Genomic DNA, 23,443 nt, shown 5'->3' with positions numbered 1-23,443 from the left:
TATAACATTAATTCATTTAGGAGGTACATGTATGAGTCAACAACTTACTAGAGAAGAGCAAGAACGAAAATATCCAAATGAAACTTGGGATTTAACAACTATTTTTGAAAGCGATGAAGCTTTTGAAAAGGCATTAAAAGAGGTAGAGAGCTATCTAGGTAAAGAAGAACAATTTAAAGGACATCTAGGAGATAGTGCTAAAACTTTATATAATGCTTTAGCTTTAGAAGATGAGATTGGAACACAATTAGAAAAGGTATATGTTTATGCACATCTAAAACAAGACCAAGATACATCTAACGATAAATATACTGGTTTTGAATCTCGTGCGCATCAACTCATCATAAAAATTAGCTCAGCATGGAGTTTCTTAGTTCCAGAGATTTTGCAAATTGATGAAGAGAAATTAGAATCTTTTATTAAGAGTAACGATGATTTAAAACGTTATGCATTTGACTTGAAATTAATTAATGAAAAACGTCCGCATATTTTAGATGCTGATAAAGAAAAATTATTAACCCAAGCGCAAGATGCATTATCAACTCCAGAAAATGTCTATGGTATGTTTAGTAACGCTGATTTAGAGTTTAAAGATGCAGTAGATAAAGATGGGAAAAAACATCCTTTAACACAAGGTACATTTATTAAATATTTAGAATCAGATGATCGTAAATTACGTCAGTCAGCTTACAACAACTTATATGAGGCGTATGGTGCATATAACAATACATTAGGTTCAACTTTAGCTGGTGAAGTTAAGAAAAATATTTTCAATGCGCGTGCGCATAACTATAAAACGGCACGTGAACGCGCTTTAAGTAATAATCATATTCCTGAAGAAGTATATGATAATTTAGTTGCAACAGTTCACAAATATCTTCCACTGTTGCATAAATACACTCAATTGAGAAAAGAACTTTTAGGTATTGATGATTTGAAAATGTATGACATCTATACTCCATTAGTTAAAGATGTTAAATTTGAAATGCCATATGACGAAGCTAAAGAATGGATGCTAAAAGCCCTAGAACCAATGGGAAAAGAATATTTAGATGTAGTGAAAGAAGGTTTAAATCATCGTTGGGTAGATGTTTATGAGAATAAAGGAAAACGCTCAGGTGGTTATTCTTCAGGCGCACATTTAACTAATCCATTTATTTTATTAAATTGGTCTGATACTATCTCTGATTTATATACACTTGTTCATGAATTTGGACATTCTGCACATAGTTACTTTAGTCGTAAAAATCAACCATCAAACTCTAGTGATTATTCTATCTTTGTAGCTGAAGTTGCTTCAACATGTAATGAAGCTCTACTAAGTGATTATATGGATAAACATTTAGATGATGATCGACGTTTATTATTACTAAACCAAGAACTTGAGCGTTTCAGAGCAACATTATTCCGTCAAACTATGTTTGCTGAATTTGAACACAAAATTCATCAAATTGAGGAAGCGGGAGAACCATTAACTTCAACTCGTATGAATGAAGAGTATGCTAAATTAAATAGACTATACTTCGGTGATGTAGTAGAAACAGATGATCATATTAGTAAAGAGTGGTCTCGTATTCCACACTTCTATATGAATTATTATGTATATCAATATGCAACTGGATACAGTGCAGCTCAAAGTTTAAGTCATCAAATTTTAACAGAAGGACAGCCTGCTGTTGAAAGATATATAAATGAATTCTTGAAAAAAGGTAGTTCTAATTACCCAATTGAAATTCTTAAGAATGCGGGTGTAGATATGACTACACCAGAACCTATAGAGCAAGCGTGTGAAGTTTTTGAACAAAAATTAAAAGCATTTGAAAAATTAATGAAGCACTAAAAAGAGTGTATTCGTTTTCAATGTGTCTAATTTGTGACATTTAGGGTGGAAATGTAGTTTAATATTGAAACGACGTTTTGAGCGTGTTATATTATATACATGAAATTAATCACATAACAAACATACCCCTTTGTTTGAAGTGAAAAATTTCTCCCATCCCCTTTGTTTAGCGTCGTGTAATCAGACACGGCGTTTTTTTAATGCTTAATTATTAAATCAAGTTAATATAAAAAAAGCGATACACTTCATATAAGTGATCGCTCTTTGTTATTTCTTAGGCATTTTAGATTGCCAAAATTCGCCGTCAGGATAATTTAGTTTTTCAACTTTTTGTTGTAAAGCTAATTTTTTCAATTCTTTTACGAGTAATTTTTCCGGCCATTCATAAATAGTAAGCAATTCTTCCATCGTTACTAATTGTTTGGATTGAATATAAGTTTCGAGATTTGGAGGTAATTCTTTTTCGATAGGGCATCCCATTAATTCATTAATAATATAAGTATAAATATGATAAGGATAAAGGCCTTCGACTTTCAAACCTTCTTCATGTACATCTTCACTAAAAAATACAAGTGAAGGCGCTTGTTCAATTTCCATTTCTCTTGCAATATGCAAATCTATTTTCAAACTTTCGGTAAGTTTATTTTTTTGTAAGTCTTCTTTGAAAACATCATAATCTAAACCAGCATTTTTAATACAATTACAAATCATTTCTTCAGTGATAATATCTTTTTTCGGTATAATTTCGTTTTGCATTAAATGAATAAAACGTTCCGCTCTTAATCTACCTTGTAATTCAGCAGCTTTATATGCTAAAGCAATATTATCAAAATCTGAAGTACTTTGAGCTTGACATTTAGTCAAAACCTTTAATGAAGGATTCAAAATATGTCTGATTCGAATATATTGATTATACTCAATTCTTAATTTAGAAATAATTGCGGATAATTTAAAACAATCTTTATTAAAAGGATCAAAGAATGAATAAATTTCTATTTTATTTACAGGTGACAGATTAGTGTTTTCACGACTCGCATTATCTACAATTTTAAGTTCTTCAGCCATGTTTAACTCACCTTCAATTATATTTAGGAATTCACCATATGGTTAGCAGTTAAACGCAATCTTTCATACAAGTATTCGCCAACTCCTGCTGGAAATTGAGCTTTATTGATTGCTTTATACATATTTTCTAACCATGCATCTCTTTCATAAGTAGTAATTCTAAATTCCATATGTCTTTTTTTTAACATTGGGTGACCATGTTCTTGAGTGTATAAATCAGGACCTCCTAGAAATTGTGTTAAGAACTGCTTTTGCTTTCTACTTGTTTCTTTAAAATCTCCAGGAAATAAATGGTTGATTCTTTGATCATTCTCTACAAGAAAGTAGAAATAATCAATCATATCATACAAAGCTTTTTCTCCTATTACATCATAAGGTGTTGTAGCCATAGTATCACCAATTTCTATTAATATATTTCTAATATAACATGAATTTTTACATTTAAAAGTAATTTGACTTTTCACAAGTTTATCTCATATCTATCTTAATTGAGCTTGATATTCAAAAAAGCGTTGAACTTTATTTTTAGGAGGCTCATGAACTAAGTCAAATTGTTTTAATAAATTTTGAAATTTTTCAAAGCCTATTTGATAATCATTGACTTCAAATTCTAGTTCATAGTCTGTTTTATCAAAGTATTGACTTTTATCTAATACTAATAGTTCATTTTGAAATTCAACTTCTAATCTTTCAGTTGTCAATGCACCTAAAACACTTAATTCGTTTTCATCAATATCAAATTCAGTAAGAATTTTTTGAATATCGTTAGGTAATGTTGATTTGACAATTGTTTGTCCAATATGAGGCTTAATATCGATTGGATGATTATATTCTATCAAGCCAACTTTAGCTGGTACTTTTAGTGTGATTTCAAATATATTTTGTTTAACACGTATTCTTAAAGCAGAACGATGATCACGTAGTTTGAAACTAGATGATTCAATATAATAATTTGTTTGAGTGAATGGTGTGAGTTGTTTAAAATAAGAATCTTTAATCGCGTTATATGTATTGAAATCAATTAATTGCTTAAATTCAATTTCATTATTAGTACTCATAATTACACCTCATTAGAAAATCTTTAGTATATTATTGTAGTTCATTATGACGGACATTTGTAAAAAATTAAAGTAATAACAATACTAAAAATAAAATATATGGAGCTAAATATTTAATCGTTTAGGGCATACTTGAACTATGGTACTCTAATGTGTGTTTGAAAGTTAAATTATGTTAAACTAATAAGGAATAATAAGGAGGAACAAGCATGCGTATATATGTAAATGAAATTAAAATCAAAGATGATAGCATTTATTGCTACTCAGAAGATCCAACTGATGGATTAGATGAAGTAGGACAAATGCTTGTAGATAGTGATAATTTTAGTTTTGCTTATTTATTAGATGATGGCTCGTCGTATTCATATTTGATTTTTGTACAAGAGACGTGGTCAATGTTACATAATAATAGAGATAAAAAAGTAATTATTAACGATGAATTAGAATTAGAACATTTTCAAGATGAATTAAGTTATATCCTAGAAAATGTTGAAGGAAATAATAACTATGGTAAGGAGTTTGTTTCAGCAGTTGAAGAAACTTTCGAACTAAAGTGAAACGGAGTGGAACCATATGAATCAATGGGAGCAATTTTTAACACCATATAAACAAGCAGTCGATGAATTAAAGGTGAAATTAAAAGGCTTACGTAAGCAATATGAAGTTGGAGACAACGCCTCACCCATTGAATTTGTAACTGGTCGTGTAAAGCCTATTACAAGTATCATTGATAAAGCGAATAAAAGGAGAATTCCTTTTGATCGATTACGTGAAGAAATGTACGACATAGCTGGTTTAAGGATGATGTGTCAATTCGTTGATGATATTGATGTAGTTGTTAACATGCTTAGACAACGACAAGATTTTAAAGTTGTAGAAGAAAGAGATTATATTAACAATACAAAACAAAGTGGTTATCGTTCATATCATGTAATTATCGAGTATCCAATTGAAACATTAAGTGGTCAAAAAATGATATTAGCTGAAATTCAAATTCGAACATTAGCAATGAATTTTTGGGCTACAATCGAACATACATTAAGATATAAATATGATGGAGATTATCCTGCTGAGATACAACATCGTCTAGAAAGAGCTGCTGAAGCGGCTTACTTATTAGATGAAGAGATGTCTGAAATTAAAGAGGAAATACAAGAAGCTCAAAAATATTATACTCAAAAACGTGCAAAAAAACATGACTGATGAGGTGTCAATACATGCGTTATACGATTTTATCTAAAGGTGACTCTAAATCAAACACGCTTAAACATAAAATGATGAATCAAATGAACTCTTTTCATATGATGGAGGATACAGAAAATCCAGAAATAGTAATATCTGTCGGTGGAGATGGAACACTTTTGCAAGCTTTTCATCAGTATAGTCATATGTTATCAAATGTAGCATTCGTTGGAGTACATACTGGTCATTTAGGTTTTTACGCAGACTGGTTACCTCATGAAGTTGAAAAATTGATTGATGAAATTCATCATTCTGAATTTCAAGTGATTGAATATCCATTACTTGAAATTATTGTTAAATATAACAACGCTAAGAATGAAACACACTATCTAGCACTCAATGAAGCAACTATGAAAACTGAAAATGGATCAACATTAGTAGCAGATGTCGCAATTAGAGGTAAACATTTTGAACGATTTAGAGGAGATGGTCTATGTATTTCCACACCTTCTGGGTCGACGGCTTATAATAAAGCGCTGGGTGGTGCACTGATTCATCCTTCTCTTGAAGCCATACAAATTGCTGAAATTGCATCTATTAATAATAGAGTATTTAGAACGGTAGGTTCACCATTAGTATTACCTAAGCATCATACATGTTTGATTACACCTGTAAATCATAATACAATTAGAACAACAATTGACCATGTCAGTCTAAAACATAAAAATGTGAGCGACATTCAATTTAGAGTCGCAAATGAAAAAGTACGTTTTGCTAGGTTTAGACCATTTCCTTTTTGGAAAAGAGTTCATGATTCGTTTATTGAAAGTGAAGATGATTGATGAAATTTGTATACCATATTCATAGCGAAGAAATGCTTAAGACATTTTTACAACGTCATAATTATTCAAAGAAAACAATTAGCGCCATTAAACGTGATGGCGCTTTAATTATTAATAGGCAACCTGTGACAGTTAGATATATGTTGAAAAAAGATGATCAACTTATTGTTAAACTGCCGGAAGAAGTTCCAAGTACATATCTTCGTCCTTCAAACAAACATATTGAAATATTATATGAAGATACATATTTAATTATCGTTTCAAAACCGGTGCATTTAAATTGTGCACCTTCAAGAGAACATCCTCATGATAGTTTAATTGAGCGCGTGATGTATTATTTAAATCATTCTACAAATAAAGTACAATATGTAGTACCTCATATTGTTACAAGATTAGATCGTAATACGACGGGCATCGTTATCTTTACTAAACATGGTCATATTCATCACCTTATGTCGACATTTGAAATAGATAAGCGATATATATGTGTGTGTTACGGTAAAACTAAAGAACAATCTATGATAGAGGCACCTATTGGTAGAAACAAAGATAGTATTATTACTCGGTGTATTACGCCATCTGGTAAACATGCAAAAACTGAATATAAAACGTTGAGTAGTCATCACAGTGCAAGTTTATGTGAAGTTAAATTACATACTGGACGAACACACCAAATTAGAGTTCATTTTAAGCATATTGGTCATCCACTTATTGGGGATGACTTATATGATGGTTTTCATCCTCGGATTCAAACACAATCTTTACAGTGTTATAAAGTAAAATTTAGACATCCAATATATAATAAAGAAATCGAGATTATTTTAGACTATAAAAACTTAGAAAAAATATATCAAAGTGTAAATTAAAATTAGGAGGTACATTTGATGTCATTAAATACAGAAACAACTGACATACAACATAATAAAGTATACAATCAAAAACTACTAGATGACAGTTTAAACCGCAATGATATAGATCAATTCAGAAAAGAATTTCTAACTATACATCAATATGAACAAAGTGAATATTTTGAAAATACAACGAATCAGAATAGACAAAGAATATTCGAATTTTTATCGCCTCAAGAAGTGAGTAGATTTTTTAATCAATTAGATATTGAGGGGAAAGAATATGAAATATTATTTGATTCAATGCATGCACATTATGCAAGTGAAGTATTAGAAAATATGTCTACAGATAACGCAGTTGATATTCTAAATGAATTATCTAACTCAAAAGTTGCCAGTTTATTAGCTTTGATGGATAACAGAGTCACAGATAAAATCAAAAAGTTATTACATTATGAAGAAGATACTGCTGGCGGTATCATGACTACTGAATATATTTCATTGGATATTGGTACATCTGTAAAAGAGGCACTCATGCTAGTTAAAAGTCAAGCACCTGACGCAGAAACGATATATGTGATTTATGTCGTTGATACTGCCGGTCAACTCGTAGGTGTTCTATCTTTGAAAGATTTAATTGTAGCAAATATTGATGCTCATGTTGAAGAAGTAATGATTCGACGTGTTGTAAGTGTAAATGTAGAAGAAGATCAAGAACGTGTTGCTCAAAAAATGAAAGATTATGACTTTATTGCTATGCCTGTGATCGACTATCAACATCATTTAGTAGGGATTATCACAATAGATGATATTTTAGATGTTGTAAATGAAGAAGCAGATGAAGATTATTCACGTTTAGCGGGGGTTTCTGATACTAAGTCTACTGATCAATCAGTATTTAAGAAAGCATTGAAGAGATTACCGTGGCTTATTATTTTAACATTTTTAGGTATGATAACAGCAACGATTCTGGGTGGTTTTGAAGATACCTTGTCGCAAGTTGCATTATTAGCAGCATTTATCCCTATTATAAGTGGGATGTCAGGAAATTCAGGAACACAATCATTAGCAGTGTCTGTTCGTAATATTTCTAATGGTGATATTAAAGAAAAAAGTAAACTTAAAATAGCTTTAAAAGAAGCAGGTAGTGGGTTAATCACTGGTTTTGTATGTGCAGTGATTTTATTCTTAATTATTGTCATTATTTATCGTCAACCATTCTTGGCACTGATTGTAGGTGCAAGTTTAACTATTGCCATGACAGTAGGTACGTTAGTAGGATCAATGATTCCAATCTTAATGAATAAAATTCATATCGATCCTGCTGTCGCAAGTGGACCATTTATTACAACTATCAATGATATTGTAAGTATGTTAATTTATTTTGGACTTGCAACAACATTTATGTCATATCTAACATAGGGGGATGAAATGGAATTTTTTTCTTTGGTCATAGTCGTCGTCGCAGCATTTCTTACACCGATTATTGTTAATCGATTAAACGTCACTTTTTTACCTGTTGTCGTAGCTGAAATATTAATGGGAATTATTATAGGAAATTCATTTTTAGGACTTGTCCACAAAGATGAAATGTTAAATATTCTGTCAACATTAGGTTTTATCTTTTTAATGTTTTTAAGTGGATTGGAAATTGATTTCAGCGCATTTAAAAAAGACACAAGAAAGAGACAGGGTATTGATAAAAATGAAAAGAATTTACCAAGTCATTTACAATTAGCACTTACAGTTTTTTCATTAATAATGGTGCTTTCAATCATTTTAGCATTTGCATTTAAATGGTTAGGCTTTGTAGATGATGTATTATTAATGGTCATTATTATTTCAACTATTTCATTGGGTGTAGTTGTGCCAACACTTAAAGAAATGAATATCATGCGCACAACAATAGGACAATTTATATTATTAGTAGCAGTATTAGCAGATTTATTTACGATGGTTTTATTAACTATTTATGGTGGAATCAATGGTGAAGGCGGAGGGTCAATTTGGCTATCTGCAATTTTAATCGTGTTTACTGCAATATTTTATTTGTTAGGTTCTGTATTTAAACGGTTAAATTTTATGCAACGCTTAATGGGTGGTACAACACAAATTGGTATACGGGCCATTTTTGCATTAATCATTTTACTGGTTGCTCTTGCTGAGGGTGTTGGTGCTGAATATATATTAGGTGCTTTTTTAGCTGGTGTAGTTGTATCACTGTTAAAACCTGATGAAGAAATCATTCATACTTTAGATTCATTTGGATACGGATTCTTTATACCGATATTCTTTATTATGGTCGGTGTAGATTTAGATATACCATCTTTAATTAAAGAACCCTCTTTACTTATTATAATTCCGATACTTATATTGTCCTTTATCGTTTCTAAGTTGATTCCTGTCTTATTTATTCGAAGATGGTTTGATACTAAAACAACTATTGCATCAGCATTTTTATTAACATCAACACTTTCGCTTGTTATTGCTGCAGCAAAAATTGCTGAAGAATTAAAAGCAATTACTTCTGAAATGTCAGGAATATTAATATTAAGTGCAATTATTACATGTGTATTTGTACCTGTTGTATTTAAAAAATTATTCCCAATTCCAGATGAAGTGAACCGGAAAATTGATATTGCGTTAATTGGTAAAAATCAATTGACTATTCCAATTGTTCAAAATCTGACTTCACAGTTATATAATATAACGTTGTTTTACCGTAAAGATTTAGGTGATCAGCGTAATTTACCTGACAATGTGACTGTTATTGAAATTAGTGAATATGAAGAAAGTTTATTAGAGAGACTTGGCTTATTTAATCAAGATATTGTCGTATGTTCTGCTAATGATGATGGCTTAAATAAAATGATAGCAAAATTAGCTAAATCTCATGGTGTAAACAGAGTTATTTGTCGACTAGAAAATAGTGGTGATGATGAAGAGTTAAAAACAGATGGTATTGAAGTATTTAGTAATTTTATTAGTAATAAAATTTTCTTAAAAGGTTTAATTGAAACACCAAATATGCTAAATATTTTAAGTAACGTTGAAACTTCACTATATGAAATTGAAATGTTAAATTATAAATACGAAAATATTCTATTGCGTCATTTCCCATTTGGTGGGGACATCATATTTGTACGTATTGTTAGAAATAATGAATCCATTGTACCACATGGAGATACGCAACTTAGATATAAAGACCGTTTAATTGTAACAGGTTCTAAAGAATATGTAGATGAACTCAAATCTGAATTAGAATTTTATTATTAATCTATTTAAAAGAGAGGACAAAATAAAGGGTATCTTTGAAAAATAACATAAAAAGATACATTACTTTATGTACCTCTCTTTTTATTGAGATGATTTGAAAATTTATTATTACTTTATTAAATATTATTAACAATGGTAAAATATGTATGTTAAAAACGTTTATAATGAACGGATTAATATAAAGTAATATAAGGAGATAATTTATATGATTAATTTAGAAAATAAAACCTTTGTCATTATGGGTATCGCTAATAAACGTAGTATTGGTTTTGGCGTAGCTAAAGTATTAGACGAATTAGGTGCTCATCTCGTATTTACATATCGTAAAGAGCGCAGTAAAAAAGAATTAGAAAAATTATTAGGCCAATTAAATCAAAAAGAGCATCATTTGTATCAAATAGATGTTCAAAAAGATGAAGATGTCATTAATGGCTTTGCGAAAATTGGTGAAGAAGTTGGAACTATTGATGGCGTCTATCATTCAATTGCATTTGCTAATATGGAAGATTTACGTGGTCGTTTTTCTGAAACATCTCGTGAAGGATTCCTACTTGCACAAGACATTAGTTCATATTCATTAACAATTGTAGCTCATGAAGCGAAAAAAATTATGCCGAATGGGGGTAGTATTGTAGCTACAACTTATTTAGGCGGAGAATTTGCAATTCAAAACTATAATGTGATGGGTGTTGCAAAAGCAAGTCTTGAAGCAAATGTTAAATATTTAGCATATGATTTAGGCCCAGATAATATTCGAGTCAATGCAATTTCTGCTGGACCAATTCGTACATTAAGTGCTAAAGGTGTAGGTGGTTTGAACTTAATTCTTAAAGAAGTTGAAGAACGTGCACCGTTAAGACGTAATGTAGATCAAGAAGAAGTGGGCAGAACTGCTGCTTATTTATTAAGTGATTTTTCAAGTGGTGTGACTGGAGAAAATATCCACGTAGATAGTGGTTTCCACGCAATTAAATAAGTTTAAATTGAAAAATAGATATAAGATATATGATAAATCCAAGAGTCTGAGACAATGAGTTGTCTTAGACTTTTTTAATAAATTGACAGTTGATGACTGAGTTGAAAATGCATTTGTATCAAGCTTTATTCAATTTCACTTCCAAGGCTAGAACATAGAGACTTTTAATAAGAACATCTATATTCAACGCAAATTGGAGAGGCATAGGCATTGATGATGTAGAACGACGACTTAAAAATGAATTTTATCCCTCTTCTAGCTTTATATTATTTAATGTGATATGACATAAAAAAACTGCGAATAGAATATGTTCTATCCGCAGTAAGTAATTAAAAAGCATTAATAATTAAATTAATCTTTAACATCGCTATTTGCTTTATCAATGATACGTTGACGATACTTAAATACATTTCTTGCTACTGTTTTTAATACTGCATAAAGTGGAACAGCAATTAAAATAAGTGTGAATCCTCCTAAATCACCCGCTGCTAAGATAACAACAATGATTGTAAGTGGATGAATACTTAATGATTTACCCATGACGTTAGGTGTGATGACATTACCTTCAAGTTGCTGTGCAATTAATGTAACAACACAAACCCAAATAAATGTTGATGGACCATCGATAATTCCTAATATTGCAGCAGGCGCAAATGATAACCATGGTCCTAAAAATGGGATTAAGTTTGCTACACCAGCGAATAATACAAGCAATGGAGTATAAGGTAACCCAATAAGGGTATAACCAATATAAAGAATAATACCTAAGATGAAACTAACAGTAACTTGACCTTGAATATACGATTTTAACGTATAATTTAAATCTTTAAGTAAATCAACAACAAAAACTTTACGTTCTCCTTTGAAAAATTTACCAATTGCTGGAATAAATTTTTCATGATCTTTTAACATATAAATCAAGAAGAACGGTACCATAATCAATAAAAAGATGGTTGAAATAAGAGATGTGATATAAGTGATTGAATTTGCTAATATACCAGTTAAACTATCACTGATTGATTTCATTGTTGAATTAATTTTCGCTGTTACATCACTTGGTAATTTATCCATTTGATTTAATGAGAAATTAACCACTTGCTCTGCATCACGTTGTAAAGTTGGTGTTGCTTTGATTAAATTATTAACATTAGAAATAATAATAGGCGCAATGAAAGCTACTACGATAGCGATAATAGCGATTAATACGATAAAGATAGTTAAAATACTTGCCCAACGTGGGAAACCCCATTTTTCCAAAAGTGTTTGAAAAGGTAAGCAGATATAAAATAAAAATCCACTTAACAAGAATGGAAGAAACACTGAACCAATAATAGTTGCTATAGGTGTAAATACACTATGCACTTCCATAAATAACTTTATAAGTACGAACAGGATGATTAAGAAAATCCCAGTTCGAAACCATACTTTATTAAGCATAGACTTACTTCCTCCTAAAGTAATGAATTCATTAGTAATAAGTATATCTTAAATAAGAGATGTTAAAAAGGAAAAGTTGATTAACTAAAAAAGAATTATATTATAATATTTAGTTGTATAAAAATAGATGAGCTTAATTAAACAATTCCTAATTCTCTTAAAAAAGTATATAAAATCTAAAATAAAAAAGCTTATTATAAACGTTTATATCACTGTCACTAATAAATAAAATTGATACAATATGAATATATATGAAGGAGAGAAGATAACATGGGAGAATTTAAAGCTGGAAAAATTAATAAATATATTTTGAGTAGTGACATTCTAGAAAGAGATATCACATTGTCGATTTATCTTCCAGAAGATTTTACTGAATTATTTAAGTCTCAGGTGATTATTTGTTTTGATGGATTGGATTTTTTCCGATTTGGAAGGATTCAGCGTGAATATGAACGTCTAAGAAAAGAGGAACATATTGAACGTGCTATTATTGTTGGATTTCATTATGAAGATGTTGAGAAACGTAGAGAAGAGTTTCATCCTCAAGGTAGTCGTAGTCAAAAGACGATTCAGTCAGTAGTTAAAGAGCTTTTACCTTTCATTGATCAAACGTTCCCTACATATAAGGTGGGAAATTCTAGATTATTAATAGGAGATAGTTTAGCTGGAAGTATTGCCTTTCTTACTTCATTGACTTATCCTTCAATATTTAGTCAAATAGCTATGTTTAGTCCGCACTCAGATCATACTGTTCTTGAAAAATTTGAGACATGTAAGCAACGTAATCGATTAACGATTTGGCATGCGATTGGTAAAGATGAAGTCGATTTTAAATTACCAACGACTGGTGAGCAAGCGGATTTTTTAACTCCAAATAGAAAGCTAGCAAACCTTATTGAACAAGATGAGCGTGTCACTTACGTATACAATGAATTTAATGGTAGTCATAATTGGAAATCATGGAAACCTATGCTCGGAGATATTCTCTATTATTTTTTAAATAATAATAAATAATAGTACATATTAATAGTTTACAAATCTTTTTTGAAAGCCTTTTCAAAAAATGTTGTATCTAATAACGTATTAAATAGAATTTTGATATAATAGAAGTATGTTAAACAAAGGAGGAATTTCAATGAAGATAGGATTAGCACTTATTCCGTCACAATCATTTCAAAATGAAGTAGATGGCTATCGTAAGCGTTATGATACTGAGTATGCACGTATTATGCCACATATTACGATTAAACCTCACTTTGAACTTAAAGAAACAGAATTAGATTCATTTAAAGACGAAGTTAAACAAACATTAGATGGATTTAAACCTGTAGAGGTCCACGTGACAAAAGCTTCAAGCTTTAAACCGACAAATAATGTTATTTATTTTAAAGTAGAAAAAACAGAAGAATTAGAAAATTTATTTAATACATTTAATACCGAATCATTTTATGGTAAAGCTGAACATCCATTCGTTCCTCATTTTACGATTGCTCAAGGCTTAACGAGTCAAGAATTTGAAGATATATTTGGTCAAGTGAAGCTTGCAGGGGTAGACCATAGAGAAACCATCGATGAACTTTCATTGTTACATTACAATGAAGATGAAGATAGATGGAACATTGTTGATAGTTTTAAACTAGCATAATATGTATATAAAAAAAGAAGTCAAAACATTTTAGTTTTGACTTCTTTTTTAAGAATATTTTTGATGCTTTCTACTTTTGATAAAATAAATGCCATAAAAAATAGCGAGTAATAGAAAAATCAAAGCTGAGACATAGAATGTATTATTTAATCCATTTGAGAATTGAGCGATAAGGCCTCCGAAAAGAGGACCAATCATTGAACCAAAGCCTTGGACGCTATTAAATACACCCCAAGTTTCTTCTTGTTCAGATGGATCGATATGTCCAGCCATAAAAGTATTCCAAGCAGGTAATAAAATGCCATACATTAAACCTATAAAGGCGGCAACTATCCAAACAACAATAATATTGTTAACTAGTGAGAGACCAAAAATAAATAGCGTAAACAATATGAATCCTACAAAAATAACGGTATACATAAAGCCAGTGCTATTTTTATCGATCATTTTAGATAAAAATAACATTGATATTGCGCAACCAATACCACCAATAGCGATAGCAGCAGTATATTCAATAGTTGTTACCCCTACAACTTTTGTAGCATACGTCGGCAATATTGGAAGTAAAGCTGATATTGAAGCACCTTGCAACAAAATGCCTGGGAATAAAATCATATGACGTTTCATTACCTCTACAATTTGACCCAATTGTTCTTTCACAGGTTTAGTATTATAATTTGTGAGTTTTACATCTACAAAATAATAAAGTATCCATGCAATGATAACGACAAGAGACATCGCAAATGCAAATCGCGTTGGATGTATTTTGACTAGAACATTCATAAACGCCCAGCCTACAAGCAAACCTAATAACCATGAAAAGTATACATAACCCATTTGTTTGCCACGTTGACTTTCTTCCACACTAGATAACATGATTACCCATATTGGACTTACTGCAATCCCTAGCATAATTGCACTAATAATGATAATGATGGGATTAGCTGGAAAGAAAATAATTAGAAACAAGCTTAAAAAAGCTAATAAAAAACCTAAATTAAGGACGATTTTAGTCCCGAATTTCTTTAATAAAAATCCAATCACAAAGTTTGTAGCTGCATCTGAAATAAAATGAATAGATAGTGCTACTGAAGTCACAGCTACAGCGATAGAGGTTACAGTAGGTAAATAGTTAACATAACTTAATACATACATTCCTCTAGCAAATTCCATTAAAAATAAAATAACGAGCATTATTTTAAAGTTTTTACTTACGCTTTTATTGTTTGACAAAGAACTTGGCATATAATGGCACCTTTCCATAAATTTCTTGCTGTTGAGATGAATGATCGAGCATATTCAATAAATCGATACAAAGTCGATGGGTTGAATAATCTACTCTATCTTGACGCATTGTATTTATCATTAAAGTTAATTTGTTCGAATCATGTGTTAATTCAGAGACAATGTCAATTGCATCTTCAGGAGTATCAGCAATTCTACCATACCCTTTTTCTTGGAAATAATACGCATTTTCTAGTTCTTGTCCTGGAGCAGGATTTAAGAAAATCATTGGGATACTTCTTGTCAAACCTTCGGATATTGTAATCCCACCTGGTTTAGTGATCATTAATTGACTTGAAGCCATCCATTCATTCATATGTTTTGTATATCCTAAAATAAGAACGTTGTCGTAAGATTTAAATCTAGCTTCCAAATTACGTTTAAGTCCTTTACTTCTACCACAAATCATAACGACTTGAGAATGAGGACTTTTTTCTAAGATACGTTCTATCATATGTTCAAAACCTTTTGATACTCCAAAAGCACCTGCAGACATAAGAATAGTAGTTTTTTTAGGGTCTAAATGATATTTTTTTAGCCAAGCCTGTTGATCAATATCCGCTTCAAATTTATCAGAAATAGGGATACCTGTGACTTTAATTAAAGATGCCGGTACACCAACGTTTACAAAGTCTTCTTTTGTATCTTCAGTAGCCACATAATATCTATGAGAATTTGGAGTAATCCAGTTCTTTTGTAGACGATAATCCGTCATGACTGTTGCGATAGGAATACGCATGTTAAATTGTTCAGTTAATACTGACATCACGGGCGTTGGAAAAGTCATTAAAATCAAGTCAGGCTTTTCTTTTAAAAGTAGGTTAATTAATTTATTTAAACCATAGTATTTATAAAAACATTTATCTAATTCATCTGGTCGACTATAATAAAAGTTTTTATACATATTTCTAAAATATTTAAAGCTATTGATATACCATTTTTTACAAATAGACGTAAGGATGGGATGTGCTTCCATAAATAAATCATGCTCAATAACAGAAATATGAGATAGATTCATGTCATTCAATTGATTGACAATACTTTGTGTCACTTGTAAATGACCATTTCCAAATGATCCAGTGATAATCAATATCTTTTTATTTTGAGTAACCATTAATAGTCACCCTCCAATAATTTAAGTTTAATCCATCGAATAATGTATTACAGTAAAAAATACATACGGGTATAAATAATATGTATTTTATTCAAGAAAGTCATAAAATTCATTTATAGTGAATTATAGCATATTCGAACAATGATTACTTTAACTTTATACCCTTATCCTAGCACTAATAAAGTGAAATGTATGGGACTTACACTAAGATAAGAAAAAATTTATAAATAATTAACTTGGAATTAATATTAATAATATAGAAGATACAAAAATGATTTGATTTTGAGTAGTTCAGAATTTACTTTTTTAGGTGAGAATAAATTTATCAACAACTTTAAAATGTGTATAATAGAGATATTGAAAAAAAGGAGCGATACATTTTGAATGCGAATGAGTTGTTCAATAAAATAAGAGTTAAACAAGTTATAGGAACTTTAGATATAGATATCACTGATATTACTACAGATTCTCGAACTGCTAGTGGAGAAAGTATCTTTGTAGCCTCTAAAGGATATACTGTAGATAGTCATAGATTTTGTCAAAACGTCATTGACCAAGGAACTAAAATTATAGTTGTAAACCGTAAGCAAGAAGTTAAAGGAGAAGTCACACAAGTTATTGTACCTGATACTTTAAGAGTAGCCAGTATATTAGCGCATACATTATTTGATTATCCAAGTCAACAACTCACTACCTTTGGCGTCACTGGTACAAATGGTAAAACTTCAATCGCGACAATGATTCACTTAATTTATAGAGGATTAGACAAAAATAGTGCGTATTTAGGTACGAATGGATTTCAAATTAATGAAGAAAAAACAAAAGGGGCAAATACTACTCCTGAAACTGTATTGCTTACTAAGAAAATTAAGCAAGCTGTAGATAGTAAAGCTGAAGCAATGACTATGGAAGTCTCAAGTCATGGATTAGCTCTAGGACGATTAAGAGGGGTAGAATTTGATGTAGCTATTTTTTCAAATTTAACCCAAGATCATTTAGACTTTCATGGCACAATGGAAGCTTATGGACATGCTAAATCATTACTATTTAGTCAATTAGGTGAAGATTTATCAAAAGAAAAGTATGTGGTATTAAATAATGATGATGATTTCTCTAAATATTTAGAAACGGTAACACCATTTGAAATATTGACATATGGTATAGATAATGAAGCACAGTTTATGCCTCAAAATATCAAAGAATCTTTACAAGGTGTACAATTTGATTTTGCGACTCCATTTGGCACGTATCATGTTTCATCACCCTATGTAGGTAAATTTAATATCTCAAATCTTATGGCAGCTATGATAGCAGTGTGGAGTAAAGGAGTCGATTTCAAAGATATCGTAGAAGTGGTGAAATCTTTAGAACCTGTTGAAGGGCGTCTAGAGGTTTTAGATCCATCACTTCCAATCGATTTAATTATTGATTATGCACATACTGCTGATGGTATGAATAAACTGATTGATGCAGTGCAACCTTTTGTTAAACAAAAGCTCATCTTTTTAGTAGGCATGGCTGGCGAACGTGATTTAACAAAAACGCCTGAAATGGGGGCTGTTGCATGTCGAGCAGACTATGTTATTTTTACACCTGACAATCCAGCAGATGACGACCCTAAAATGTTGACTGCAGAACTTGCTAAAGGGGCAACACATAATAACTATGTAGAATTTGAAGATCGAGCTGAAGGCATTAAACATGCTATCGAAGTCGCGAATCCAGGTGATACAGTTGTACTTGCTTCTAAAGGTAGAGAACCTTATCAAATTATGCCAGGACACGTGAAAGTGCCACATCGTGACGATTTAATTGGTTTAGAAGCTGCGTATAAAAAGTTTGGAAAATCCAACTATGATCATTAAGCAACTTTCTGAACAAAATGAAATAATCAATGTATATCTATATGAAAATGTGGATCATTCTTATTATATGATAGCTATTCCAGATATGTTTTGGTCTGTAGAATTAAATGTACAACTCAATGAACAGGAAATAAATGAAGAGTTAATAATGCAATTATTTACATTTAAAGAAGAAAGTGAAGCATTGCGTATAGCTTCTCAGTTATCTAAGTGGATAATAAAGGATTTAAAGGAGAATAATGAATGAGTTTAAAAGAAGAAATAGAATCAAGAAAGACGTTTGCTATTATCTCACACCCGGATGCTGGTAAAACGACGCTAACTGAAAAATTATTATATTTTAGTGGTGCTATTCGTGAAGCGGGTACTGTAAAAGGGAAAAAAACAGGGAAATTTGCAACCAGTGACTGGATGAAAGTGGAACAAGAACGTGGTATTTCTGTGACCAGTTCAGTCATGCAATTTGATTATGATGATTATAAAATTAATATTCTAGATACACCAGGACACGAAGACTTTTCTGAAGATACATACCGAACATTAATGGCGGTTGATAGTGCAGTAATGGTTATCGATTGTGCGAAAGGGATCGAACCCCAAACATTAAAATTATTTAAAGTATGTAAAATGAGAGGCATTCCTATCTTTACTTTTATCAACAAATTAGACCGTGTAGGTAAAGAACCATTTGAACTATTAGAAGAAATTGAAGAAACATTAAATATTGACACCTATCCAATGAATTGGCCAATAGGAATGGGTCAAAACTTTTTTGGTATTATCGATCGTGAGTCTAAAACTATTGAACCTTTTAGAGATGAAGAGAATGTATTACATTTAAATGATGAGTATGAACTTAAAGAAGAACACACTATTAGCAATGATAGTGCTTTCGAACAAGCGATTGAAGAATTTATGTTAGTTGAAGAAGCTGGCGAAAAATTTGATAATGAAGCATTATTAAATGGTGATTTAACTCCTGTATTTTTTGGCTCAGCATTGGCTAATTTCGGGGTTCAAAATTTCTTGAATGCATATGTAGATTATGCGCCTATGCCTAATGCTCGTCAGACGAATGAAGAAGTTGAAGTTAGCCCGTTTGATGACGAGTTCTCGGGTTTTATATTTAAAATTCAAGCGAATATGGATCCAAAACATAGAGATAGAATTGCATTTATGAGAGTAGTCAGTGGCGCGTTTGAAAGAGGTATGGATGTGACCTTGCAACGTACCAATAAAAAACAAAAAATCACACGCTCTACCTCTTTTATGGCAGATGATAAAGAAACCGTCAATCACGCTGTAGCTGGAGATATTATTGGATTATACGATACAGGTAACTACCAAATTGGTGATACATTAGTTGGAGGTAAACAAAAATTTAACTTCCAAGATTTACCACAATTTACACCTGAAATTTTCATGAAAGTCTCTGCTAAAAATGTCATGAAACAAAAACATTTCCATAAGGGAATTGAACAGCTTGTGCAAGAAGGTGCGATTCAATATTATAAAACACTTCATACGAATCAAATTATTCTCGGTGCAGTGGGTCAATTACAATTTGAAGTATTCGAGCACAGAATGAAAAATGAATACAATGTAGATGTCGTCATGGAACCTGTAGGTAGAAAAATTGCACGTTGGATTGAAAATGAAGAGGATATTCAAGATAAGATGAACACGTCACGTTCTATTTTAGTGAAAGACAGATATGATAAGTTTGTTTTCTTATTTGAAAATGAATTTGCTACACGTTGGTTTGAAGAAAAATTCCCAGATATTAAACTATATAGTTTATTATAAAAAATGACAATATAAGGTTTAATTTAAAATAATAATAAAGAAATACAATATTTTTAGCTTTAACATTGTTTATATATAACAAATCTGGTTATAATACTCTTAACAAATAAATACCTATGACTTAATGTCAGAGGGGAGTAACTTGAGAATTTGAGGGGCTATATTACTAACATCTTAAATTCAGCATTTTATCGTCATTACGAAGTTGATACTTCCGGTAAAATGAGCAAATTTGCTAAGTGAGACCTTTGCTATGAATTAGCATAGGTCTTTTTATTTGTAAAAAATAAATAAAGGAGCTGTCTTTTCATGGATCCAAGCTTAATTTTACCTTATTTGTGGGTAATATTAGTGTTAGTATTTTTAGAAGGATTACTAGCAGCAGATAACGCGGTTGTAATGGCAGTAATGGTTAAGCATTTACCACCAGAACAGCGTAAAAAAGCATTATTCTATGGTTTACTAGGAGCATTTATTTTCCGTTTTATTGCTTTATTTTTAATTAGTATTATTGTGAATTTCTGGTTTATTCAAGCGATTGGTGCTGCATACTTAATTTTCATGTCTATTAGAAATCTTTGGAATTTCTTCCATAAGAAAGATGAAGAGGAACAAGTTGGGGATGAACATCATTATGATGAAACTGGCGCTGAAAAGAAAGTAAGTGCTGGAAAATTTTGGGCTACCGTATTTAAAGTAGAGTTTGCTGACATTGCCTTTGCAATTGATTCTATGTTAGCAGCAATGGCTATTGCAGTGACACTTCCTAAGATGGGTATTCATTTTGGCGGTATGGATTTAGGTCAATTTGGAGTCATGTTCATCGGTGGTATGATTGGTGTTATTTTAATGCGTTTTGCAGCAACATGGTTTGTTGATTTATTAAATAAATATCCAGGTTTAGAAGGTGCCGCTTTTGCAATTGTTGGCTGGGTAGGTATTAAATTAGTAGTTATCGTATTAGCTCATCCAGATATTGGCGTATTATCAGAAGACTTCCCACATAGTACGTTATGGCAAGCAATCTTTTGGACTGTAATGATTTTATTAGTTGTGATTGGATGGTTAACATCAGTACGAAAAAATAAAAAGAATGCTAAGCATTAGATGTAATCGATACCTTTTGAAGTTTTTTTATAAAAGACTTCAAAAGGTTTTTTCAATTAATAACTATTTGTCAAATATTTTTAGAAAATATTTGACAATCGTTTGCTTATTAACACTAATGATATTAAAATTTAAGTAATATATAAATAAATTAAGATAGATATATAACCACATAAAAGTAAATCATTTTTTAGTGATATATATTGTGATTTCAAGGTTAGGAGTGGGCATCTTTGGATAATGATAAAAAACAAGTGATACCGCGTAGTAAATATGGGCGTAAACGTCACGAATACTTTCATAATGAAGAACGTGAGGAACGTATTGAACGTGAAAGACAAAAGCGTGAACATTTAGCAGAAAAAGAACAGCATCAAGCAAAAGTAAATGAAGAACGTGTCAAAGATAATTTAAGAAAAGCTAGAATTGAGAAATTAACACAAGAAGAAATTCAACAACAACAACATTTAGCTAAGTTAAGATCAAAAAGAGATGCATCAAACACAGCTAAGAAAAATAATAGGCATCATTTAACTCTGCCTGAAGAACAACACCTTAAACAAGAAGACATACATAATGAGGAATTGAAACAGCAAAAACCAATTTCGAGTAATGACTCAAAAAGTGAAAATGAAACGAATAAATCTATAGAACCAACTTATAGTAGATTGAATAAAAATAATGAATCTCGTCCAAAGTCTAAACAAGAAAAAGACAATCAACATAATGATACAATTAAAACACAATCTAAACATCCAACAATCACTGAAGAATCATACACTTCAACTAAGGATAAAGAATCAATCCATACTGAGAAAGAACAAGTTTCAACTCAGCAACGTTCAACTCAAGTAGAACATACTAAGAGTGAACAATCAAAGCACATATCTAATTCTGATAAGAATACGACAGAAAATATATCGGATCAACAATCTCATGAATCACATGAACAATCATCAAATGATACAAAAAATAAAGTCGTTGACTTTTTAAAAGAACATTGGATTAAAATTTTAATCGCAATTGCGTTAATATTAATTTTAGTTTTAGTAAAAGCTATTTTTACTGAACCTTCACAAGAACAACATTCAAATCAAACACATACACAAGATAAGAAGTACACAACAACTATGAAAAACGCTAATAATACTGTCAGATCAGTGGTAACAGTAGAAAGTGACGCACCTAAGAATACTTCAGTTCAAAAAACAAATTCAAAATTAGATAGTGAACTTGGCTCAGGTGTCGTCTACAAAACTGTAGGCGATACTTTTTTTGTATTAACAAATACACATATTGTTGGTGAAGCAGATAAAGTTAAGATTACATATGGAGAGAATAAAAGTATAAAAGGTGACGTGGTCGGAAAGGATAAATGGTCAGATATTGCAGTAGTGAAAGCAAAAATCAATGATAAAAATATTAATTCTATCCATATTGGAAATTCAGATAAATTAGTTTTAGGGGAATCGATATTAATTGTAGGTAATCCTCTAGGAGAAGAGTTTAGAAATACGGTATCAAAAGGGATTATTTCGGGGCTAAATCGGTTGGTTCCTGTTGATTTTGATAAAGATAATAAAAATGATGAATTGATGCAAACGTTTCAAATTGATGCTTCTGTTAATCCAGGAAATTCAGGTGGGGCTGTAGTTAATAAAGATGGAGAGCTTATTGGTATCGTTTCATTAAAAATTAATATGCCAAGTATAGAAGGAATGGGTTTTGCTATTCCCATTAATGAAGCTAAATCAATCGCTAAAGAGCTTGAGAAAAATGGGAAAGTAAATTACCCCAATACTGGAATAGCTTTAGAAAATGTAAATGATTTAAATCATTATGAACGCTCACTTTTAAAATTACCTAATGATATAAATGATGGGATTTTAGTGAAAAAATTAAAAGATGACGGTTTAGGTAAAAAATCAGGTTTAAAAATTGGTGATGTCATTGTAAAATTAGAAGGTAAAACATTAAAAGATAATTTGCAGTATAGACACATCCTGTTTAACCATCGACAAGATTTAAAAACGTTAACGGCTAAAATTTACAGAGATGGAAATATTCAAGATATAGAAATTAATTTGAAATGACATTG

At 30.9% G+C, this 23,443-nt stretch carries 21 protein-coding genes and 1 riboswitch; of the genes, 15 read left to right on the top strand and 6 right to left on the bottom strand.

Going from position 1 to position 23,443, the window contains the following annotated elements; all coding sequences use genetic code 11:
* Positions 1–31: 31 nt before the first annotated feature.
* A complete protein-coding gene (gene pepF, locus MHI13_RS08720) occupies positions 32–1,840 on the top strand; it encodes an oligoendopeptidase F (protein WP_048761211.1) in 1,809 nt (602 codons plus the stop codon).
* 267 nt (positions 1,841–2,107) lie between these two features.
* On the opposite strand, the gene yjbH is transcribed toward pepF, so the two are convergent.
* The 3 genes from yjbH to MHI13_RS08705 all read right to left on the bottom strand — a co-directional run bounded on the left by yjbH (position 2,108) and on the right by MHI13_RS08705 (position 3,963).
* Positions 2,108–2,905 carry a protease adaptor protein YjbH gene (gene yjbH / locus MHI13_RS08715; RefSeq protein WP_048761214.1) on the bottom strand — a complete coding sequence of 266 codons (798 nt, stop codon included), beginning with the start codon at positions 2,903–2,905 and terminating at the stop codon, positions 2,108–2,110.
* A 23-nt stretch (positions 2,906–2,928) separates the two neighbouring features.
* Positions 2,929–3,294 (bottom strand): truncated hemoglobin YjbI, encoded by a 366-nt coding sequence (locus MHI13_RS08710; RefSeq protein WP_048761221.1) that lies wholly within the window; start codon positions 3,292–3,294, stop codon positions 2,929–2,931.
* A gap of 90 nt (positions 3,295–3,384) precedes the next feature.
* A complete protein-coding gene (locus tag MHI13_RS08705) occupies positions 3,385–3,963 on the bottom strand; it encodes a CYTH domain-containing protein (RefSeq protein WP_054105359.1) in 579 nt (192 codons plus the stop codon).
* A gap of 209 nt (positions 3,964–4,172) precedes the next feature.
* Between MHI13_RS08705 and MHI13_RS08700 the strand changes: the two genes are divergently transcribed.
* The 7 genes from MHI13_RS08700 (at position 4,173) to fabI (ending at position 11,087) form a co-directional block, all read left to right on the top strand.
* On the top strand, positions 4,173–4,520 hold the full coding sequence (locus MHI13_RS08700) for a UPF0738 family protein (RefSeq protein WP_002448177.1): 348 nt from the start codon (positions 4,173–4,175) through the stop codon (positions 4,518–4,520).
* A gap of 16 nt (positions 4,521–4,536) precedes the next feature.
* Positions 4,537–5,166, top strand: a complete 630-nt coding sequence (locus tag MHI13_RS08695) for a GTP pyrophosphokinase (protein ID WP_054105360.1) — start codon at positions 4,537–4,539, stop codon at positions 5,164–5,166.
* A 14-nt stretch (positions 5,167–5,180) separates the two neighbouring features.
* A complete protein-coding gene (locus MHI13_RS08690; RefSeq protein WP_054105361.1) occupies positions 5,181–5,987 on the top strand; it encodes an NAD kinase in 807 nt (268 codons plus the stop codon).
* Positions 5,987–6,853, top strand: coding sequence for an RluA family pseudouridine synthase (locus MHI13_RS08685; protein WP_019835655.1), 867 nt, complete (start codon positions 5,987–5,989; stop codon positions 6,851–6,853). The genes MHI13_RS08690 and MHI13_RS08685 overlap by 1 nt, the downstream gene beginning before the upstream one ends.
* Before the next feature lie 18 nt (positions 6,854–6,871).
* Positions 6,872–8,257: a magnesium transporter gene (gene mgtE / locus MHI13_RS08680; protein ID WP_019835654.1), complete on the top strand. Its 1,386-nt coding sequence runs from the start codon at positions 6,872–6,874 to the stop codon at positions 8,255–8,257.
* 9 nt (positions 8,258–8,266) lie between these two features.
* The gene (locus tag MHI13_RS08675) at positions 8,267–10,111 is read left to right on the top strand and encodes a monovalent cation:proton antiporter family protein (RefSeq protein WP_049434452.1); all 1,845 of its coding nucleotides are present in this window, start codon (positions 8,267–8,269) and stop codon (positions 10,109–10,111) included.
* A gap of 205 nt (positions 10,112–10,316) precedes the next feature.
* A complete protein-coding gene (gene fabI, locus MHI13_RS08670; RefSeq protein WP_019835652.1) occupies positions 10,317–11,087 on the top strand; it encodes an enoyl-ACP reductase FabI in 771 nt (256 codons plus the stop codon).
* Between the two features lie 351 nt (positions 11,088–11,438).
* Here the strand turns inward: fabI and cozEa are convergent, their stop codons facing one another.
* Positions 11,439–12,524: a lipoteichoic acid biosynthesis protein CozEa gene (gene cozEa / locus MHI13_RS08665; protein ID WP_017175806.1), complete on the bottom strand. Its 1,086-nt coding sequence runs from the start codon at positions 12,522–12,524 to the stop codon at positions 11,439–11,441.
* 270 nt (positions 12,525–12,794) lie between these two features.
* On the opposite strand from cozEa, the gene MHI13_RS08660 reads away from it, so the two are divergent.
* Together MHI13_RS08660 and MHI13_RS08655 are read left to right on the top strand one after the other, a co-directional pair.
* Entirely contained in the window at positions 12,795–13,538 is a 744-nt protein-coding gene (locus MHI13_RS08660; RefSeq protein ID WP_017175805.1) for an esterase family protein, read from the top strand.
* Between the two features lie 121 nt (positions 13,539–13,659).
* Positions 13,660–14,169 (top strand): 2'-5' RNA ligase family protein, encoded by a 510-nt coding sequence (locus MHI13_RS08655; protein WP_017175804.1) that lies wholly within the window; start codon positions 13,660–13,662, stop codon positions 14,167–14,169.
* 48 nt (positions 14,170–14,217) lie between these two features.
* On the opposite strand, the gene ltaA is transcribed toward MHI13_RS08655, so the two are convergent.
* Positions 14,218–15,414: a lipoteichoic acid biosynthesis MFS flippase LtaA gene (ltaA, locus tag MHI13_RS08650; protein WP_017175803.1), complete on the bottom strand. Its 1,197-nt coding sequence runs from the start codon at positions 15,412–15,414 to the stop codon at positions 14,218–14,220.
* Positions 15,389–16,567: a diglucosyl diacylglycerol synthase gene (locus MHI13_RS08645; RefSeq protein ID WP_017175802.1), complete on the bottom strand. Its 1,179-nt coding sequence runs from the start codon at positions 16,565–16,567 to the stop codon at positions 15,389–15,391. The genes ltaA and MHI13_RS08645 overlap by 26 nt, the downstream gene beginning before the upstream one ends.
* A gap of 380 nt (positions 16,568–16,947) precedes the next feature.
* Here MHI13_RS08645 and MHI13_RS08640 point away from each other — a divergent pair, with 380 nt between their 5' ends.
* From MHI13_RS08640 to MHI13_RS08620, 5 genes are all read left to right on the top strand, one after another.
* A complete protein-coding gene (locus tag MHI13_RS08640) occupies positions 16,948–18,432 on the top strand; it encodes a UDP-N-acetylmuramoyl-L-alanyl-D-glutamate--L-lysine ligase (RefSeq protein WP_017175801.1) in 1,485 nt (494 codons plus the stop codon).
* Positions 18,422–18,679 (top strand): YueH family protein, encoded by a 258-nt coding sequence (locus tag MHI13_RS08635; RefSeq protein WP_017175800.1) that lies wholly within the window; start codon positions 18,422–18,424, stop codon positions 18,677–18,679. The genes MHI13_RS08640 and MHI13_RS08635 overlap by 11 nt, the downstream gene beginning before the upstream one ends.
* Positions 18,676–20,238 (top strand): peptide chain release factor 3, encoded by a 1,563-nt coding sequence (locus tag MHI13_RS08630; RefSeq protein WP_017175799.1) that lies wholly within the window; start codon positions 18,676–18,678, stop codon positions 20,236–20,238. The genes MHI13_RS08635 and MHI13_RS08630 overlap by 4 nt, the downstream gene beginning before the upstream one ends.
* Positions 20,239–20,358: 120 nt before the next feature.
* A riboswitch (yybP-ykoY riboswitch) is annotated at positions 20,359–20,491 on the top strand.
* 56 nt (positions 20,492–20,547) lie between these two features.
* Positions 20,548–21,345: a TerC family protein gene (locus tag MHI13_RS08625; protein ID WP_048682477.1), complete on the top strand. Its 798-nt coding sequence runs from the start codon at positions 20,548–20,550 to the stop codon at positions 21,343–21,345.
* A 233-nt stretch (positions 21,346–21,578) separates the two neighbouring features.
* The gene (locus tag MHI13_RS08620; RefSeq protein ID WP_054105367.1) at positions 21,579–23,438 is read left to right on the top strand and encodes a trypsin-like peptidase domain-containing protein; all 1,860 of its coding nucleotides are present in this window, start codon (positions 21,579–21,581) and stop codon (positions 23,436–23,438) included.
* Positions 23,439–23,443: the final 5 nt, after the last annotated feature.

It is taken from the genome of Staphylococcus sp. FSL K6-0223, from assembly GCF_038008285.1.
This window is presented reverse-complemented; position numbering and strand designations above follow the sequence as displayed.